Source organism: Ruminococcus flavefaciens ND2009 (genome assembly GCF_000621785.1).
Classification (GTDB): domain Bacteria; phylum Bacillota; class Clostridia; order Oscillospirales; family Ruminococcaceae; genus Ruminococcus; species Ruminococcus flavefaciens_C.
The window spans coordinates 161,707-180,124 of record NZ_JHXI01000007.1; the positions used below are offsets into that span (position 1 = coordinate 161,707).

Consider the following 18,418-nt stretch of genomic DNA (forward strand, 5'->3'; position numbering starts at 1 on the left):
GCTTATGAGAAATGCTCCTCAGCAGAGATACCAAACTTCATCATTTCGGTGACCAGGTTCTTGAAGGTCTCACTGTCGGAATTCTGCAGTCTGTTATAGACGTAAGACTCTATGCTGTACTGGAAGGTATTGCTTATCTGCTTTGAACCGTCATAGATCTTAGCTGTTATTACGCTTCTTACATCAGTGATAGCTATGGAATCAATGCTTGCGATGTAGTAGCTGCCGCTCTTTACGAACTGTGAAGCAGGTATTGTCTTTGTGACCGTTGCGCCGCTGCTGGTCTTGTATGAGATATTCAGCTTGACGTTGTTCATATTCTGATTTGCTGCAAATTTCAGCCTGTACATGAGCACTGTCTTGTTCTCGAAGGATACGTTCTTCTTGTCGAAGGAAGCTGTTGCGCCGGAGACTGCTGTTGACTTTTCCGCATTTTTCAGCGTGGGAAGGGTCTGTGTTCCCATTTTCTTCTGTGCGGCTGTGAGGTCACTATTGGCGAGATGAGCCGCATTCTTGTTGAAGTGCACCTGTGCGGCTGCACCGTAATTCAGCATATCAACCAGCATTTTCTTGAAGGTGGCGCTGCTTGAGTTCTGGAGACGATCCATTGCGTAATCCTTGATGCTGTACTTATCGGGCTTTGAGGAATATGTCACACCGTTCTTGTCGGCACGGAGTACAGCGCTGAGAGTGCTGCCCATATCCGTTGAGGTAATGCCGTCGAAGGTGAACATATAGTAAACAACTCCGTTGATGGTCTGCTCTTTGTAGCTTGTGAGTGTTTTCTTCGCAAAAGTTGGCTTTGTAGCGCCTGCTGCATACTCCTCCTTGGAGACGTCAAGGCGGATATTTTCAAAACCGCTGAGGGTTTCCTTGGGAACAGCGTAGTACATGGACAGGTCGTTCTGGAATGAGCAGTTGTGATTGAATGCAATGTTGTAGAGCGTATTCTCGGTCATATAACCGCCGATGCGAGCATACATGACATCTCTTTCAGGCTCATATTGATAATAATAGTACTTAGCTCCGTTTTCGCCCTTCAGGTTCCAACAGAACATGAATACCTCACCAGAAGCTGTTAAAGCATAATGATTCCACTTATCACTTACAAGTATAGTTTCAAGGTCGTCACAATAATTGAACATCTCATCTATTTCTACATTCTGACTTGTATCAAAGCTGCTCAGATCAATTGAGACAAGTGATTTACACGCTAAGAACATAGCCTTCATGTTTTTGACCTTACTTGTATCAAACGTGATCAGATCAAGTGAAGTCATATTATTACAGAAAGCAAACATATTGTTCATGTCAGTGACATTACTTGTGTCAAAATTACTCAGATCAAGGGTTTTCAGATACCAGCACTCCCCAAACATGAAAGCCATATTTGTGACCTTGCTTGTATCAAAATTGCTCACATCGAGTTCTGTGAGAGAGGCACAGCATTCGAACATATTATTCATATCAATGACATTGCTCGTATCAAAATTACTCAGATCAAGTGTAGTTAATTCTCTGCATAATTCGAACATTGAGTTCATCTTAGTTACGTTGCTTGTATCAAAATCGGATACGTCTATGCTTTCCAGTTTTTCACAATCTTTGAACATTCCGCTCAGATCGGTCACCTTGTTTGTTACAAGGTTGTCGGGAAGCTGGATATCCTCAGCACCAGATCCTTCAAACATACATCTGACTACCTTGACATTGCTGGGATCAGCCTTGCTCAGGTCGATATGCCTGGTATAACGTAAATCGCTGAACAAATTCGTGCAGTTTTCGGGAAGTATAGCCGTTTCATCAGCCACTATGTATACCGCATGTGCATTGTGTACGTTCTCCGTAGTGTATTCATAGAGCTCCTGCCTGTCGATAAGTCCGCTGAGAGTAAGAGTATTGGTCTCAGGGTCATAGTAGCAGCATTTCTTGCGGAAATATCCGGGAGTGCCGGGCATATCAATGCGTGCGTAGCTGCTGTTTGTTATGCTTGGATCAAATGCAGTACCGTTTCCGCCCACAAGGGAAGTACAGCCTGTGAACATTCCCCCGTCGGACAGGAATCTGTCGTTGTTGACCCATTTGTCACTGACAGTTATCCTTTCAAGTGCAGAGCAGTTCCTGAACATATATCGTGTATCGGTCAGACTGCTTGTATCGAAGCTGCTGAGGTTTATTATTTTGAGCTTTGAGCAGCCGTCGAACATCTGTGAAAATGACACAATGTTGCTTGTATCAAAATTATTCAGATTCAGCCATACGCTTTCAAGACTGGAGCAGTTTCTGAACATAGCGTAGGTAGAGTCTATACCACTCGTATCAAGAGCCTCAATATGGGGGAATTCCAATGAAGTACAGCCGTTGAACAGATTCTGCATATTCTCAACATTGCCAGTCTCAGCATGGTCTCCCCAATTTACAGAGTACAGATTTGTCAGGCCTCTGAACCAACCTCTCATATAGGTAACATGGCTGAAATCTGCGCCGGAAAGGTCTATTTCCTCAACGTTGGGGAACTGAGAAAACAGTTCGCCGCTGTACTCGGGAAGGGCATTTCCTCTGACGATGACTTTCTTTGCATTTGCGTATTCGGTATCCTTAAATGTGTTTTTATCGAATACATTTGTGATAGTCAGAACGCCGTTTTGATACTTTACGCCGTCAATATAAACTGAAAAATAGCCGGGATTGCTTGCTCCTTCGTCAACACGGGCGCGGGATTTTCCTACATAATTTGAGTCGTATACAGTTCCTGCGTATCCTTTAAGTGATGTACAGCCCTCAAACATTTTGGTATCTTCACCGTCTTCTATGTAGCTCATGATTCCGCCACTGTAAACGTAAATAGTTTCAAGTTTAGGATTCCAGTAAAAAGCATAGTTTGCGTGTTCAATAGAACTGAGATCAATACCGCCCAGGTCTACAGTCTTAAGATTCTGACAGTAGCTTATCATATTGTAGATATCCTTAACGTTATCGCAATCAACGACGGAAAGGTCTATATCCTCAGCCATCATACCCGTGAAGAAATTCTTGCAGCTATCGGGCAGAGTAACCGTACTGTCTGCAACGATATGCTTGACTTTCGGATCGGCTCTGTATTCATCCAGCTGTGCTTTTGTGACGTTGCCGGTGAGAGTAAGGGTTCCGGTTGCTTCGTCAAAGGAGCAGCGGGAATAATCTGTGAAATAGCCCGGATCGGATTCGCCGCCATCTATACGGGCGTATGTAGCATCTAGTTTTCCTTCCTTAGTAAAAGTACCATTGCCACCAACAAGTTTATTACACCATTTAAACATATTGTCGGAAAAGCTTACTTTTTCAGTTGACCAAAGGCTTGAAACATATATAGTTTCAATATTAATACAATCTGAAAACATAGAAGTCATATTAAAAACACTACTAGTATCAAAACTGGAAATATCAAGCGATGTTAAAGAACGACAGTTAAAAAACATCGAATCCATATTACTAATACGACTTGTATCAAAGTTAGAAATATCAAGCGATGTTAAATAACAACAACTATAAAACATTTTCATCATAATCGAAACATTACTTGTATTAAAGCTTGACAGATCAAGTGATTTTAATTTAAAACATCTATAAAACATACTATCCATATTAGCAACATTACTTGTATCGAAGTTAGAAACATCAAGTGATTCTAACTCATTACATTCATAAAACATATACGCCATATCTGTAACATTACTTGTATCAAAATTAGAAAGATCAAGCGATGTCAACATTCGACACTCAGCAAACATGTGATTCATATTTTTAACATTACTTGTGACAAAGCTAGAAATATCAAGTGATTGCATATTCTTACATCCAGAAAACATTTCAACCATATAAACAACATTACTTGTGTCAAAATTATGAATATCAAGTGATTTCAAACATGTACATCCGGAAAACATATAAGACATATAGTAAACATTACTTGTATCAAAGTTAGAAAGGTCAAGACTTTCTAAGGACATACATCCCTTAAACATGTGTGTCATAATCCAAACATTTCTTGTGTCAAATCCGGAAATATCGAGCGTTGTAAGACTCCTGCACCCAGCGAACATAGAATCCATGTTGGTAACGTAGCTTGAGTCTGCATTACTCAGATCAATCTGCATTGCACCTCTGAAATCGGAAAACATGGACGCACAATCCCCCGGCAGAACAGTGCCGGGTTCGGCATAAACCTTTATAACCTTCAGATCAAGCGTATATTCCTGAACCTGTTCTTTAGTAACAGCACCGCTGAGTGTGAGAGTGCCTGTATACTTATTAAAAGTTACTGAGCCAGCCTCAGCCGCACTTGCCGTAACAGGCTTTAAAGCCGTGAAGCCGCCGGGGATAATGGGTGCCGCTCCCCCCACTATTACCAGCGCCATGAGCGCTGCGATCGTTCTTTTTAATGCTTTCATAAAACCACTCCTTTTAATTATTTTTAACAAAACGCCTGTGTAACGGTATACTTACCTATTTTAATTATAACATTATTACAAGTGGGTGAACAGTGTACGAAAGGGAACCCTGCGTGTAGAAAAAAACTACCGCATATTCACTGTTTTGCACAAAAAGCGGCACAGTATGAAACTGTGCCGCTGTAGATGATGTTTTTATGAGAAATGCTCCTCAGCAGAGATGCCGAACTTCATCATTTCGGTGACTAGGTTCTTGAAGGTCTCACTGTCGGAATTCTGCAGTCTGTTATTGACGTATGACTCAATGCTGTACTGGAAGGTATTGCTTATCTGCTTTGAACCGTCGTATATCTTAGCGGTTATTACACTTCTTACATCAGTGATAGCTATAGTATCAATGCTTACGATGTAATAGCTTCCGCTCTTTGTGAACTGTGAAGCAGGTATTGTCTTTGTGACCGTTGCACCGCTGCTGGTCTTGTATGAGATATTCAGCTTGACGTTGGACATATTCTGATTTGCTGCAAATTTCAGCCTGTACATGAGCACTGTCTTGTTCTCGAAGGAGACGTTCTTCTTATCGAAGGTCGCTGTTGCTCCGGAGACTGCTGTTGACTTTTCCGCATTTTTCAGCGTGGGAAGGTTCTGTGTACCCATTTTCTTCTGTGCGGCTGTGAGGTCACTATTGGCGAGATGAGCCGCATTCTTGTTGAAGTGCACCTGTGCGGCTGCACCGTAATTCAGCATATCAACCAGCATTTTCTTGAAGGTTGCGCTGCTTGAGTTCTGGAGGCGATCCATTGCGTAATCCTTTATGCTGTACTTATCCGGCTTTGTGGAATAAGTCACACCGTTCTTGTCGGCAAGGAGAGAAGCAGTGAGAGTGCTGCCCATATCCGTGGAAGTAATGCCGTCGAAGGTGAACATATAGTAAACTACTCCGCCGATGGTCTGCTCTTTGTAGTTTGTGATAGTCCTGTTTACGAGAGTGGGCTTGGATGCACCTGCTGCATACTCCTCCTTGGAAACATCAAGGCGGATATTACTGTAGCCGCTGAGGCTTTCCTTTGGAACAGCGTAGTACATGGACAGGTCGTTCTGGAATGAGCAGTTGTGCTTGAATTCAATGTTGCTGAGGGTGCTGTCGGTGATATATCCGTCAGTGTCATCGCTGTCTGCTGTGCGGAAGGTCTCAGTGTAGAAGGGTTCGCTGGCGCCTTTGAGCCGGATATTCATAACGTAGTTTTTGGAAGGCTTCAGACCTGTGAAGGGACGTCCGTCGTGATCCCTCAGATCCACATAGCTTCCGCCGCCGAAGCTGACCTCATAGCCCCCCTCAGCCACCACATTATACAAGTAGGTATTGGTGAGGGTATTGCCGGCGAGAGAGTTCAGCTGTATCGAATCCGGCATCACAGTGATGCTTTCGTATACACCGGGCAGACTGCGGACAGGTACGCCGTACTCACGATACGCAGACCTCACGCAGACAGTGAATGAGGGTACATGATAATATGTGCCCACCTTGGGTGCAAGCAGTATCTCGTCTGAATTGTACACAGCGTTCTTCCTGGGCACTGCATAGATGTCCAGCGAACCGTCATCATTGAGACATGCGCCGGCTGTGTCCAAAAACGACATATTTATATTATAACCGTAAGCGATCTGCAGCTTCTCCAACTCGTCGATGTTGGGTTCAGTGAAATAGTAAAAAGGATCCGGCGTAAGTCTCACTCTGTAGATATATGAGCCGTTATACTGCATGATCTCGCCTTCTTCGAGGAAGCGCTCGTTTTCGGCGTCATACCAGCCGGTATTGTCAAGGTCGATATTGCAGTTATTATGGTGATATTCTCCGACAGCCTTGACGGTGCTTCCCGGGTATGGCAGCTCGCCGGTAAATACGATGGGGTCGCCTCTGAAAGATGAATAATCTATGGGATTGTACTTGAACATAGTTAAATATCCCGGTGTTTCAGGGGTATCTATACGGGCGTATTCAACATCTACGTGTTTAGGATCATAGACTGTCCCGTTCCCTCCGACTAATTTGGAACTACCTTCAAACATAGCTGTACTGCTTGTCACATTGTCTGTGTTCCATTTTTCGGAAACAATGATTTTTATCAGTTCACTGTCTAATCCAAACATTCTAGACATAGCTTCCACATTTGAAGTATCAAAGTTTGAGAGATCCAGTGATGTCAATGCCGGGCAGTTGTCAAACATACTAATCATATTTGTCACGTTTGAAGTATTAAAACTGCTTAGATCCAACGATGTCAGTGCTTTGCATCCAGAAAACATAGATTTCATGGTAGTCACATTCGTAGTATTAAAATTACTGAGATCCAGTGATTTCAATTCTTGGCAGCAGTAAAACATATACTCCATGTTAGTCACATTTGAGGTATTAAAACTGCTGAGATCCAGTGATTTCAATCCATAGCAGGTGTAAAACATATCGTCCATACCAGTCACATTTGAGGTATTAAAACTGCTGAGATCCAGTGATGATAGTGACTTACATTGCCCAAACATAAGGCTCATGTCAGTCACATTTGAGGTATTAAAACTGCTGAGATTCAGTGATGATAGTGAACTACATCCTCTAAACATACTGCTCATGTCAGTTACATTTGATGTATCCGCTTTGCTAAGATCAATGGTCATCACTGATTTGAATTGATAAAATAAACAGTAACAATTGGCAGGCAGTACAGTGCCGGGCGCTGCAACAACAGAAGTCACTCGTTCATCTTCTTTGAATGCCCTCACATCATCTCTCACAACATTTCCACTGAGGGTCAGCACGCCCGTTGTCTCATCGAGGGTGGCGGTGCTGCCTGCATCTTCCGCCTGTGCCGTCAGTGAAATGCCGGACAGGTCGAAGGAGCCTGCCTCAAAGGGGGCTGCCCCTCCTATCAGTGTCAGCGCAAGAAACGCTGCCAGCATTTTTCTGATACCTTTCATAAAACCATCTCCTTTTAATTTTTTAACAAAACGCCTATGTAACGGTATACTTACCTATTTTAATTATAACATTATTACAAGTGGGTGAACAGTGTACGAAAGGGAACCCTGCGTGTAGAAAAAAACTACCGCATATTCACTGTTTTGCACAAAAAAGCGGCACAGCCTTTTTGCTGCACCGCCGCTTTTTATTATTACGGATTGTCGTTAATGACAAGTCCGCCGCCCCGAGCCATTACAGCAAGCTGCAAACGGCTCCTGAAGCCTGTTTTCTCCAGCATTACGGAAATATGCTTTTTCACGGCACGCTCGGATATACCGAGCTTCTCACCTATCTCATTGTTTGTAAAGCCGCCAACAAGTCCTCTCAGCACATCAAGCTCACGCTCTGTGAGATTTGTGCTGATGACCTTGCCGAACCATACCTCGGGCATCTGCGAGGGATAGATCGATTCGCCGTTCATAGTCCTGTCCATAACGTCAAGAAGAGGTTTTTCCTGCACTTCCTTGTGCCAGAAGCTCTCAACGCCTATTTCCTTTGCTCTGTCGATATAGGTGACCTCCGGCATAGATGTAACAAGCAGTATCTTAACCTCGGGACGCTCCTGTTTGATCTGCTTTGCAGCATCAAGACCGTCCCTGCCAACCCCCAGAACAACGTCCATCAGCACAAGGTCGATTTCCTGTTCACAGCATATCTGAACAGCTTCATCTGCTGTCTGTGCCATTCCTGCGATCTCATAATCCGGCGAACTCTTCACAGCCGTTTCAAACATCTGCCGCACCATTTTCTGGTCATCGACAATAAGTACCCTATATGCCAATTTCGTATTCCTCCTGTGCTTTCTCCGGCAGTTGCAGTATCATTTCAAACTGCGGAGAACTGTTTATTTTCATCGTACCGCCGATACTTTCTGTCATGCGCCTGAGATTTGCAAGTCCGCCGGTTTCTTTCACAGGCGCACATGGAGGTGTGCCGTTGTTGGTAAAGTGCATCACATAGCCCTCCGGCGTTTTTTCGATAGAAATATACGCGATATTCCCCTCAGCATGGCGCAGAACATTGGTGACGTGGACTGTTATCGCCGAGTCCACTACCGATATCAGCGTTTCCTCCTCGGGGAGTTCGCCGTTCAGCTCGATACGGATACCGAGACTGTCTGCGTGTGTCAGACTGAAAAAGCAGGGTTTCTGCCAGCTTTCCCGTTCCTCATTTTTCAGCAGGGCGGTATTCCTCCGCCACAGTGAGAGCATTTCATTTGTGTCTGTATGTTCGGGATCGGCGAGGAAATGCCTTGTCATCAGCAGCATTTCACCAAAGCTGTCATGAATGTGTATTTTGATCTGCAATGTTTCCTTGTCCATGATGATGAACTGTATCGAGGAGTTGAGTGCCTTTAGCCGTCGGTTGATCTTCTGCACCTTTTTCTGCTTTTCTCGCAGTTCCTCCGTCAGGCGGTATTCCTGCGTGACATCAAAGGCGAGCAGTTCGTGGATCGTCCTGCCGTCCAGCGTATCCTCACGATGAACAAAGTTATATGCCGAACCGTCCTCCGAGCAGACAATGGGTGCTTCTTCGCCGGAAAAAATCGTTCTCTGAAAGCCCTCTGCGTCCATAATGCCGCTGCCTGTCAGCTTGCAGGCAATGCTGTTCATACGGCGGTTTGTCAGTTTTGTCAGTCCGCCGTCCCAATAAAAGCATATTCCGACCGGAAGCTCGTCCATGCATTCCTTGACGGACATCAGCGTCAGACTGCGTTTTCTTGCCCTGATACAGCTCAGGAGTTCCAGAATGGCAATGCCCGTAAGAACGAGAGCTGCCAGCAAAAGGGCAACAGGCTTTTCGAGATACGCTCTGTTATGATATTTCAGATGATCCATCAATATCTGTGACAGCACCAGTGGAACGAGCATTTCTGCTGTGGAGATCACGATACGGCTTGCTTTTCCGTCCCACAGTAAATGTATGATCATCATAAGGAAGAAAGTCAGACAGCAAAGCAGCAGCCACAAAGTCAGTCCGCCAAGTATGCTATCCATTGACTTCACCTCCTGCTGAAAGTGCGATATGCTGAATATCGTCCTCGCTGTGGGACATCAGCTTCAGCCCGGTATTCTGAATACGAATGCTGTCGGTGTTTACTTCGCCGTCTGTTTCTATAGAGAGCAGAACCGTTTCATCAGGGCTTATTCTTACAGAAAGAGTGCTTGCGGTATCTATCACAGACTCAATGACAGCTTCAAAAACATCGTAAGCTGTAATGAGCTTTCCTGATGATATTTCCCTTGCATCGCCGTTTATCAGCTCACAGACGATACCGAGCGCCTGTATCTGCTCCAAGCTTTCCCTGACCGAAAGATACAGCTCCTTAGTTGACATTGTGTGGCAGTTATCAGCGGCAAGCATTAGGTTTGAACATCTCTTGACGTATGTTCCGAACAACAGGCTGAGCTTCATTTTCTGCTCAAGTTCGCCGCTTCCGTTCATGATATTGTCTATCCGCACAAGCTGTGGATGGGTATGTCGGGCAATTTTGTCATAGAGCCTGTTCTGAGTTTCATATTTTGATTTTTCGGCGAGAAATCGGTTTTCTGCTTCTATAAGGTCATTTTCTCCATCTATCTGTTCGGTAGCGTCCTCAATGTCATGGTTGAGCCGATTTATGGCTGATATGTCTTCGCTCCATGTGACGCTTCCGCCTTTTATTGCATAGGTCTTGCGATTATAGTCCTCATTTCCTTCGGTATCAGAATAATCGACTGAATAGTACGCTGTCTTTCCGTCAGCGCTTTTCATCTCAGCATTGATATGTGTGATCTCAAACAGTCTGTTGTACCCAGTGTTTGAGGGGATAAGCCCGATCCTGATACAGCCTTCCCACAGTCCCATGTACAAAAAGAGGTATATCTCCTGTATGTTGTAAAGACTGATACCAAGTATGTGCGGCGAGCTTCCGCCGCAGATATAGTAAACGACGATCAGCACAAAAACAGCAGCTGCCGGAATGATCGGGATATACCATTTTCTGCGGCACTGCGAAAGCTTACACTTTTTGATGAGCATTATAAAGGAACCAAGCGTGACGACGAAAGACCATACAAATATGACATAATAGAGCCAGTGATAACTGATATGGTCGCTGGTGTCAGATGTTTTGGTGACTGAAAGCACAAAGTGGTGTATGTCGTTTGTAATGACGCTTAGCATTAAAAGGCCTGTAACGCCCCAGAACACCTTTATCAATGCAGGCATATCCGCACTTTCATCACGGCTGACATATGATGCTGCGCTGAAAGAAAGCATAGGCAATGAAATAAAAGAAATATAGAACAAGTAATACAAATAGCGATTAGCAATAGCAGAATGTGTAAACAGCATCCATCGGCATATACGGACAATAAACAGCATCAGCAGAAATACAGCGATCATGACGATATGCCGTCGGATCCGCTTATGAACAGTTCTCTGTGCAACAGCTGCACCCCATGCAATGATGATGAAGCTGTACAAGAAAGATGCCGGAGTGTGGATACACGGCGGAACCCATGAAAACTGCGATAGTATATTTACAATGAACGAGATAAAAATGGCTATGATAAAAGCGACAAAGTAATCCCGTTCAGATCTTGCTTTGAGAAGCAATTTCAGACCTCCCGTCGTTTCTGTTATCTGACAATTTAATACCTTTCTGTATCTCCACGGCTCGCTCCTCGGTGATACCGCATTTTACGGCGTAGCTGAGCCAGTCAGACACAACAGATTCTGTTTCTGATATAGCATTACGGCAGAACTCTGCTGTCAGTCCCATGGACTTTCCGCTGGCTATAAGGTCATCTGATGTTATGCCCGATGTTTTACCGTTTATGGACATCTGGTGCTTTGATATCCACCTATTGTCAGGATTATATGCAAATGTCAGGTCGTATGCAGGAGACAGCTTCCATTCTCCTTTTCGGTTCATCAGGAATGAGAAATTCTTTACATGGTCGTCGCAGTTGCCTCCCAGCACTGCAAACGCCATACGCCTGAATATCTGCTCTACGCCGCTTTTTCCTATACCAAGTCTCTTTGCATAATCGGTATACAATTCATAACTGCAAACATTCGGAGTGTTATAATCGAAATGCCCGAGTGCAGCAAGAGTCTGCATATGTACTTTATCGCCGTTTACACGGTCAAATCGCTTCGTCATAAAATGATGAAGTCCGTCTTTTTCATATATACGGCATTCGCTCATCTCGATGCCGAGGTCAACAGCCATAAGATAGTAAGCGTACTCAATAAGCGAATACTGCTTTTTATCAGCTAAATTGTGGTCGCCATTACCTGATACTCCGTCAAATTTTATGAGCCAGTAATCAAAGCCTTTTCCTGCGTCCACTTGTCCTGACTTTACTTCGCCAGTCTTTTCATTCCATGCAACGATAGCTTTTGCTCTTGCGCCGCCTGCTGAAGAGCCTATCTCCAACAGCTGCATTATACTTGCTTCCTTATCGGAAAACACTGCGCTCTCTTTGCCTGACAACACCTCAGATGCAAGCTTTGTCATTTCTGTCACATCGATCTCGCTGTTTATAAACTCAGGACTTGTAGCAGGAACATATTCAAGAGCTCCCATACCGCGTTTACCCGTGTAGCACAGCCTTTCTATCGCTGTAAATGTCTCGGATGAACGTCCCTGACCTGCAAGCCACTTATCTATAACAGCATTACCGAACTTATCAGGCAGAGAATCTGCAAATAGTCCCGGAATACCGTGAAATGCTTCAACACGGCTAAGCTCGGGGAATGAATATATCCTGTCGGATAAAGGCATCTTGAATGGGGAAAGCTCTATTCCACTCCTGAGAAACTTTTTGTCATATTCAAAGCTTGACGCTACGTCATCGTCACCCTGATGAATATATCCTATACGAGTACCCCAGAGGTACACTTCTGCTGTATTTATCATTCTTCATCGCCCCATTTCCAATCATTATCGTTTTTCTTGCGTTTTCTGACCCTCTGCTTAGGAGTATAGTTGTCTATATATCGAGAAGGACGCTCCTGCGGATCAGGTATCAGCAGATCAAGTTTTTCTTCAAGGTCAACCGCTTTGAGAAGCTTTATAAGATTGAGCATACCTATATCACTGCCATTCTCAAAACGTGCTATTGTGCCGACTGAAACCATTGACTTCTCAGCAAGCTCTGTTCTTGTCATTGAAGCGGCTATGCGGTACTGCTTGAATCTCGACGAAAGCTCCTTAGCAATAGCCTTATCCTGTAAATCTCTGTTTATCTTCATCACGGACGCTCCTTTCATCAGCTTTGCTGTTTTTATTATACCACAGCAAATAATAAAATGCAATATATTATTTATTAAAGTAAGAAATAGTATCTAAGATAGAATATATTATATTTTATTTTGGATTGATCCCGAAAAACGAACACATATGTTCATTTTTCGGGATTTTCTTATGCTTCTTTTTTCGATATACTTGTATTTAAAGCTTGTTCTTAAAATTGAACAGAAAAATCAAAACTATTCAAATTCAGACAAGAAATACAGTATGTTACATTATTCGAACAGAAGTGTTCATTTACACAATCATTGATCATCTAGATGATTTGCGAAATATTGTGCCTCTTTTTGGTCAGGTGTACAATTTATATTTGCCGAGTGAGGTCTGTCGTGATTATAGAATCTGATATAGTCGTTTACGGATTTTCTGAAATGCTTTTCGGAAGTATAGTCCTTTCGGTAGAGCTCCTCAGTTTTCATATTCTTGAAGAATGATTCGCAGACGGAATTATCATAAGGTACTCCTGCTTTTGAAAAAGGCTGAACAATCTTCAATTCGCTATATATCGAGCCTCTGGATATTCCATATTCGTTAGCAAGTACAGTAATGCCTTCTCCGGACAAACAGCGTTTTACTATGTTTTCTTTTTCAGTTTTTGAGAGATTTTTCATAATTACATCTCCTGTATTGATTATTCCGCATATAAGTATAGAGTGGTGATTATTATATAAGCGATTTGCAGAAATGTCAATAGTATTGATTTTATCCTGTTTATGCGTTATAATTAGTAATAATGAAATGATGAATGGAGTTATGGAAATGGATAGATCATCAAAAATAGAACTCACTAACATGTGTCTTATATATGATGACAAGCGTGTGCTTGTACAGGAGAAGCAAGGATTGAAGGAAAAATACAAAGGCGGTCTCGTCTTTCCCGGAGGTCATGTTGAACCCGATGAGTCACTCTTTGATTCTGTCGTCCGTGAAATGAAAGAAGAAACTGGACTTACAATACATAATCCGCAGCCGTGTGGATTCAAGGACTGGATACTGGAGGACGGTACACGTTATATAGTTCTTCTGTATAAAACAGACCGGTTTGAAGGGAAGCTTAAAAGCTCCGAAGAAGGCAGAGTTTTCTGGCTTGATAGATCAGAAATAGAAAGTGCAAATCTTATATGGAATATGCGTGAGCTAATGCAGATATTTGAGACTGACAGCTTCAGCGAATTCTTCTTCAAGATACAGAATGGTTCATATAAAGGACAGTTATTAGGATAATTTACATCAGACATAGTATCATTAAAAATGTTTCGGGAGGTTACAATGCAAAAGTTTTTGTTTAGTCCTATAGAGGATCACACATACAGCATAGTCGGATATGAGGGAGATGAGTCGGATGTTGTTATCCCTGAAAACTATGGCGGAATAAAAGTGACCGTCATTTGCGATAAAGTATTTACAGGACATAGTGAAATAGTATCAGTAACAATTCCTGATACAGTAACTGATATGGGAGAGTTTGTATTTGAAGGCTGTTATAACCTGAAACATATAAAGCTGTCCTCAGAGTTGCGGTATTTATGGGGATACACATTCTGCCGCTGCGGTATTGAAGAAATAGTAATTCCGGATCGATTAAGGTCAATTCCGCCTTTTGCATTCAAGGATTGTAAACATCTTAAACGAGTCGTTTGCGGCACCGATATGAAAAAAATCTACTCATGGGCGTTTGCCGGCTGTGATAGCCTTAAAGAGGTTACTTATAATGATGACGTCGTGGTAAGTCCTGATGCTTTCAAGGATAAGGAATTGAATACATAATATCGACAAAAAGGCTGAAAATAACCATTTAGCGTATGTCAATATTTTTATTTGCCTTAGACAGCGCGGAGCCCGCGCAGCCAATTTCGCGTCTCAGTTTTTCTGGGGCGCGATTTTCATTCCGCGCATTATACAAATTACAATTTCAAATATACTGTTTATGTTAGACCTCCGGACATAAAGTCCGGAGGCTTATATTTTACTCTGAGAGCGCTTTAGCTATCGCCTCCGCACTCAGCTTCTTGCTTTCGGTATCCAACCTTTTGATAAGAGTAAAGGCAGAGGAAAAACAGTAAAATATAACGAATGGGAACACAGGAATCAGGGTACTTCATGGAAGCAAAAGCTACAGCTTGATATCGACAGTCTAGCACGATACAGCGGAGTTCCGGGAACTACCGTCATCATGGAGGTATTCACCATCGTCATGTGCAGTCCGTCATAAAGCTGTGCGGTGCGGTGTGCGTTTTCGATCCCGTAACCGTGACCTCCTGCACCGTTCAGAAAGTTCACGATATAGGGCAGCCCCGATGCATCTATCTTTTCAAGCACTTCACGAGCCTGCGCCGCCGTGTAGCCCTTATTGATACGCTTCAAGACCACATCATCGCCCGACTCCACACCGATATACAGGTCACTCACGCCCGCCTCTTTCAGCTGTTTCAAGTCCTCGTCGCTCTTGTGGGCGATGTTGTCCGTCCTTGCATACATTGTGATGACAGCCACGTTCGGCAGATGCTTTTTTATCAGCGAAATGCGCTCCAACAGCTTTTCCGCCTATAGTGCAAATGGGTCAGCTCCCACAAGATAGAAAAGGAAACAAAGCAGCGCGGTGCAGAGCTGATAACCATACACGCTGAAAGCTCGTGGGAGTCTGAGCAGATACCGCTTGATTCTCTAACATGACAAAAAGCAGATGCTTTCGATTTGGAAGCATCTGCTTTTTTATAGCCTGCTGTAAAGGTTTTGTATATAGCTGTTTGGGAAAATCAATACCGCCCGACGCCGAAAGAATAGCCGAATGATTGATAAATACGCCTTTACCGAATGTCACACGGTTTCCGAAATCACAGGTAAACGGAGTGAGTATCCTTACATTGTCGAGCTTACGCCCGAAAAGCTCCTCAAGGAAGCCGACATAAGACGGATCATCGGGAAGGACTGCATTTGCCTTTGCACACAGCGTTCTTGCTCTCATCATTTCATCAACTGCTTCTTTGAAATAAGGTTCGGTCACTCTCGTCGGACCGCCTTTATCCATAAGCTCATACACATAGCCCTTATCGTATTCCATATCTTATCCTCCCGGGTTTCAGAATTGATTTTTCAGAATTCCGATGAATTCATTTGTATGTTTCTTTGGATTATCGGCTTTCATAAATGCACAATACCGCCTGATGATCGGCTTGCCGTTTCGCAGAAGGCGCACAGCCTTTGTAGTGGTCTGCACTGCATCGCCGCTGCCCTCAATGGGCATAAAGCCCTTGCCCTGAATGACCTGCATCAGCGCATCATCAATATATTCCGTGAAGTAGATCTCACTTGTAAAGCCCAAGTCATTAGCATAAAAGCTGCGCTCCGTTTCCTGCTGATCGGGGGAGGAGAGCAGGATCAGCGGCGTGTTTTTCAGGTCTGAGATTTCCGCCTCGTCAAGCTGTGCAAGGGGAGAATTTGCCGATATTTCCGCATAATATTCCCGAATATCAAGCACAATGTTCACATACTCATCCGAGAAGGCTCTGCGCTGGTCGTTGAGGACAATATCAAGCTCGCCGTTCCGCAGGAGAGCATAGAGCGCATCGTGGTTGCCGTGTGTGACCTCTACCGTCACATCAGGGTACTGAACCGTAAACTCCGACACGGCACTGTTGAACTCCTTGCCGCTGTATCCCTTGAGCAGCCCGACCTTCAGAAGCTCGCCGTTATTGCCCGAAACTCTTTGCAGCTCACGGACCATATTATCATAATCCGCCACAAGCACAAGGCTTTTCTTGTAGAAAAACTCCCCTGCGGAAGTCAGCGTGAAGCTGCGTTTTTTTCGTTCAAGCAGTGTCACACCCAGTTCCTCTTCAAGGGTCTTTATCTGCTGAGAGATAGCCGACTGTGAAATAAAATGCTCCTCTGCGGCGGCGGTAAAGCTGCCAAGCCGTACCACCGACTGAAAATAACGTATCTGTTTCAGCATCTTATCACCGCTTTCAGTCGAACTTTTCAGGATCCAGCATTTTTACGACCTTTGCAGGATTGCCGACAACAACAGCGTAGTCGGGCACATCCTTTGTCACGACTGAGCCTGCACCGACGATAGCGTGTTTTCCTACGGATATACCGCGCAGGATCACCACATTTGCGCCTATCCAGGCTCCCTTCTTTATCAGAATTGGTTTGCAGGGCAGTATCATTCTGTCATAGGGATCATGATTGTTGGTCAGCAGAGAAACATTTCCTGCGATCTGCACATCGTCCTCAATGGTGATGCCACCCCTTGCCATTGCAAGCATATTTGCATTGATAAACACATTGTTACCGATCTTCATCTTATCAAGTGCCGCACCGTTCAGCGGAGCAGCAACGTATGAACCCGTACCAATGTTTTCGCCGAAAAGCTCTTTCAGCACAGCCTGATACTCATCAGTCATAGGCATGGTGTGGCTAAGCTTGAACTGAAGCTCCGTTATTCTTCTGCCTTTTTCCTTATCTTCCGGGGAAAAGCCTCTCATATCCACGATCATCTCATTACAATCCATTATTTCTCCTCAATATGTCGAAGCGCTCGCCATTGCAAAGCGCCATTCGTTGTTTTTCTTCACAAGCTGAAACCGAAGCTGTAACCGCCAGGTGTGCTTTCCGCCTCCGAAAACCGCGGCTGTGACACGGCTTTTGCCGATGAGTACAGCCATATCGCCCTTGACTTCCACCTGCATATCCTCATGTTCGGCAGAATAATAATTCAGCGTACCGTCCATGATCGAGCTGATGTAAACCTCTTTCGGCTGCCGCATACCCGTCATGTGGACAAGCACGAAGCTGTCGTCATGGACACGTTCAAGCTCGGCTCTGTCCTTGTTCACCATAGCGGCATACATCTCATGGTAGAGCTGTATGATCTGTTCCTTGTCAGTCATACGCTTTTCTTTGCCCAGGCAGCCACCTTGCTCTCGGAATTCTCAGCCTCAGCGCCGTGAACAGAAAGTCCCGCCTTGACAGTTGCACCCTTGCAGATGTTTTTCAGGTCACGCTCGCTTGAGCCCATACCGCTGCCCTCATTTGTGCAGAAGGGAATGATAGTTTTGCCGGTCAGGTCGTACTTTTCGAGAAGCGTAAACATACACATGGGCATGGTTCCCCACCAGTTGGGATAGCCCACGAAAATGGTGTCATAGTCCTCGAAATTGTCGGGATAAGCCTTTATCTCGGGGCGAGATTTAGCGCGCAGCTCCTGATACAGGTCATGTAGCTCTCGGAATAGGGCTTGACGGTGTCAACCTCAAAGAGATCACCGCCAACTGCCTTCTGAATGAACTCTGCAACTCTCTCGGTATTGCCCTTTGCGATAGTTTTGAGACCGCCGTTCCAGTAGTTTTCGCCCTTGCGTGAATAGTAAACGATAAGTATGTTAGCCATAGTGATCATCCTCCGTGATTTATTCGGTAATTATAGTCTAACACAGTTTTTCAGATAAATCAATCTGCATTTCGCAGATTTATGATAAGTTTTTCTTATAGATCAAAGAAGATACGATCTTTTCGAAAAGCAGGGCAAGGGTAAGTTCAATAAGGCATGATAGCCGCCTTCGTTTCTGCTTTTCTGTAAAGAGACCATGAAACGCAATATCGGAAAATGAAAAAAGCTGTACCCCACGGTACAGCTTTTTCTGATTTGTCCCTTACAACAAATTTCTTT

The 18,418-nt window shown here is 44.1% G+C and carries 18 protein-coding genes; 3 read left to right on the forward strand and 15 right to left on the reverse strand.

Features of this window, described 5'->3' with window-relative positions:
* Positions 1–2 precede the first annotated feature (2 nt).
* The 5 genes from T488_RS0100815 to T488_RS0100835 all read right to left on the reverse strand — a co-directional run bounded on the left by T488_RS0100815 (position 3) and on the right by T488_RS0100835 (position 10,656).
* The gene (locus T488_RS0100815; RefSeq protein WP_082320389.1) at positions 3–4,430 is read right to left on the reverse strand and encodes a BspA family leucine-rich repeat surface protein; all 4,428 of its coding nucleotides are present in this window, start codon (positions 4,428–4,430) and stop codon (positions 3–5) included.
* 195 nt (positions 4,431–4,625) lie between these two features.
* Positions 4,626–7,403 (reverse strand): BspA family leucine-rich repeat surface protein, encoded by a 2,778-nt coding sequence (locus tag T488_RS19150; protein WP_082320390.1) that lies wholly within the window; start codon positions 7,401–7,403, stop codon positions 4,626–4,628.
* A 194-nt stretch (positions 7,404–7,597) separates the two neighbouring features.
* A complete protein-coding gene (locus T488_RS0100825; RefSeq protein ID WP_028519149.1) occupies positions 7,598–8,227 on the reverse strand; it encodes a response regulator transcription factor in 630 nt (209 codons plus the stop codon).
* On the reverse strand, positions 8,217–9,443 hold the full coding sequence (locus T488_RS0100830; RefSeq protein WP_028519150.1) for a hypothetical protein: 1,227 nt from the start codon (positions 9,441–9,443) through the stop codon (positions 8,217–8,219). Before T488_RS0100830 ends, T488_RS0100825 begins: the two co-directional genes overlap by 11 nt.
* Positions 9,436–10,656 carry a hypothetical protein gene (locus T488_RS0100835; protein ID WP_155267132.1) on the reverse strand — a complete coding sequence of 407 codons (1,221 nt, stop codon included), beginning with the start codon at positions 10,654–10,656 and terminating at the stop codon, positions 9,436–9,438. Before T488_RS0100835 ends, T488_RS0100830 begins: the two co-directional genes overlap by 8 nt.
* A 238-nt stretch (positions 10,657–10,894) precedes the next feature.
* On the opposite strand from T488_RS0100835, the gene T488_RS20220 reads away from it, so the two are divergent.
* Positions 10,895–11,017 (forward strand): hypothetical protein, encoded by a 123-nt coding sequence (locus T488_RS20220; RefSeq protein ID WP_278245051.1) that lies wholly within the window; start codon positions 10,895–10,897, stop codon positions 11,015–11,017.
* A gap of 6 nt (positions 11,018–11,023) precedes the next feature.
* On the opposite strand, the gene T488_RS16615 is transcribed toward T488_RS20220, so the two are convergent.
* The 3 genes from T488_RS16615 to T488_RS0100855 all read right to left on the reverse strand — a co-directional run bounded on the left by T488_RS16615 (position 11,024) and on the right by T488_RS0100855 (position 13,359).
* A complete protein-coding gene (locus tag T488_RS16615; protein ID WP_051536096.1) occupies positions 11,024–12,355 on the reverse strand; it encodes a type II toxin-antitoxin system HipA family toxin in 1,332 nt (443 codons plus the stop codon).
* Positions 12,352–12,690: a helix-turn-helix domain-containing protein gene (locus T488_RS16620; RefSeq protein WP_051536098.1), complete on the reverse strand. Its 339-nt coding sequence runs from the start codon at positions 12,688–12,690 to the stop codon at positions 12,352–12,354. The genes T488_RS16615 and T488_RS16620 overlap by 4 nt, the downstream gene beginning before the upstream one ends.
* Positions 12,691–12,993: 303 nt before the next feature.
* The gene (locus T488_RS0100855; RefSeq protein WP_051536101.1) at positions 12,994–13,359 is read right to left on the reverse strand and encodes a helix-turn-helix domain-containing protein; all 366 of its coding nucleotides are present in this window, start codon (positions 13,357–13,359) and stop codon (positions 12,994–12,996) included.
* Positions 13,360–13,507: 148 nt separating this feature from the next.
* On the opposite strand from T488_RS0100855, the gene T488_RS0100860 reads away from it, so the two are divergent.
* Both T488_RS0100860 and T488_RS0100865 read left to right on the forward strand, forming a co-directional pair.
* Entirely contained in the window at positions 13,508–13,972 is a 465-nt protein-coding gene (locus T488_RS0100860) for an 8-oxo-dGTP diphosphatase (protein ID WP_028519153.1), read from the forward strand.
* A 45-nt stretch (positions 13,973–14,017) separates the two neighbouring features.
* Positions 14,018–14,515 (forward strand): leucine-rich repeat domain-containing protein, encoded by a 498-nt coding sequence (locus T488_RS0100865; RefSeq protein ID WP_028519154.1) that lies wholly within the window; start codon positions 14,018–14,020, stop codon positions 14,513–14,515.
* A gap of 321 nt (positions 14,516–14,836) precedes the next feature.
* Here T488_RS0100865 and T488_RS16625 read toward each other — a convergent pair whose 3' ends face one another.
* Genes T488_RS16625 through T488_RS20280 form a run of 7 tightly spaced genes read right to left on the reverse strand, consistent with a single transcriptional unit; the run spans position 14,837 to position 18,139 of the window.
* A complete protein-coding gene (locus tag T488_RS16625; protein ID WP_051536104.1) occupies positions 14,837–15,280 on the reverse strand; it encodes a radical SAM protein in 444 nt (147 codons plus the stop codon).
* A 28-nt stretch (positions 15,281–15,308) separates the two neighbouring features.
* A complete protein-coding gene (locus T488_RS20035; protein WP_242838275.1) occupies positions 15,309–15,809 on the reverse strand; it encodes a hypothetical protein in 501 nt (166 codons plus the stop codon).
* 18 nt (positions 15,810–15,827) lie between these two features.
* Positions 15,828–16,700: a LysR family transcriptional regulator gene (locus T488_RS0100880; protein WP_028519155.1), complete on the reverse strand. Its 873-nt coding sequence runs from the start codon at positions 16,698–16,700 to the stop codon at positions 15,828–15,830.
* A gap of 13 nt (positions 16,701–16,713) precedes the next feature.
* Positions 16,714–17,262, reverse strand: a complete 549-nt coding sequence (locus T488_RS0100885) for an acyltransferase (protein ID WP_037296647.1) — start codon at positions 17,260–17,262, stop codon at positions 16,714–16,716.
* 9 nt (positions 17,263–17,271) lie between these two features.
* Positions 17,272–17,640 carry a nuclear transport factor 2 family protein gene (locus T488_RS0100890; protein WP_051536108.1) on the reverse strand — a complete coding sequence of 123 codons (369 nt, stop codon included), beginning with the start codon at positions 17,638–17,640 and terminating at the stop codon, positions 17,272–17,274.
* Entirely contained in the window at positions 17,637–17,963 is a 327-nt protein-coding gene (locus T488_RS16635; protein WP_347496273.1) for a flavodoxin, read from the reverse strand. Before T488_RS16635 ends, T488_RS0100890 begins: the two co-directional genes overlap by 4 nt.
* A complete protein-coding gene (locus tag T488_RS20280) occupies positions 17,924–18,139 on the reverse strand; it encodes a hypothetical protein (protein ID WP_347496271.1) in 216 nt (71 codons plus the stop codon). The genes T488_RS16635 and T488_RS20280 overlap by 40 nt, the downstream gene beginning before the upstream one ends.
* Positions 18,140–18,418 lie beyond the last annotated feature (279 nt).